Source organism: Mesorhizobium sp. M0166 (assembly GCF_040322255.1).
In the GTDB taxonomy this organism is placed as follows: Bacteria; Pseudomonadota; Alphaproteobacteria; order Rhizobiales; family Rhizobiaceae; genus Mesorhizobium.
On the sequence record NZ_JAMYTD010000111.1, the window covers coordinates 1 to 984 of the forward strand.

Genomic DNA, 984 nt, shown 5'->3' on the forward strand with positions numbered 1-984 from the left:
TGTTTAGTCCCGGCATTTGCTGGAGCGGATTGAGAGTGAAGCGCTCGGGCTGGGAAGCCCATGCCTTGCAGATGAACTCGTAGGGCGTGAGGCCCTTGAGGGTCTTCAGCCTGCGGCCGAAATTGTAGGCCGCGACGAAGTCGGCAAGATGCCGACGCAGTTGGTCGTGATCGTCGTAATGGAAGCGCTTGACGGTTGCGTCCTTGATGGTCCGGTTCATTCTCTCGACTTGACCGTTGGTCCAGGGGTGCTTTGGCTTTGTGGTTCGATGTTCGATATCGTTCTTGGCACAGGCGTATTCGAAGGCATGAGCCCGGAATATCTCGCCATTTGCGATTGCCTCCTTGATCAGCGGAACGGCCGAACCGCCAGCGCCTGGCGTGGTGAACTGGATGCCGTTGTCGGTGAGAACGGTATGGATCCTGTAGGGGACGGCCGCGATCAGGCGTAGCAGAAACTCTTTGGAAATGGCTGTCGGAGCCTTCTCGTGCAGTTCGACGAAGGCGAACTTCGAGGTTCGGTCGATGGCGACGAACATGTGAAGCTTGCCCTGTTCGGTTCGAACCTCCGCGATATCAATGTGGAAGAAGCCGATCGGATAGGCCTTGAACTTCTTCTTCGCCGGCTTGTCGCCCTCGACATCCGGCAATCGGCCGATGCCGTGGCGCTGCAGACAGCGGTGCAATGAAGAGCGCGTCAGATGCGGGATCGTCGGCTGCAACGCGTAGAGGCAATCGTCGAGCGGCAGCAGCGTGTAGCGGCGGAAGGCCACAATAACGGCCTCTTCTTCGGCAGACAGAACCGTCGATCTCGGCTCCCTGGGGCCGGTGGGCAGATCGGCGGTCGAACTTCGCTTCTTCCACTTCGCGACCGTCTTGGGGTTGATGCCATAGCGCTTCGAAAGCGACCTCAGGCTCGCTTCACTATGTTGTATCGCTCGACGGATCGCCTCTGTCGTTGTGGCGCTCCCATGCAGAACCTGGC

1 protein-coding gene is annotated in these 984 nt (G+C 59.0%); it reads right to left on the minus strand.

The features are described from left to right. Nucleotides 1–984: IS481 family transposase (locus tag NKJ46_RS34630; RefSeq protein ID WP_352671838.1), on the minus strand; the 984-nt coding region annotated here is incomplete at both ends.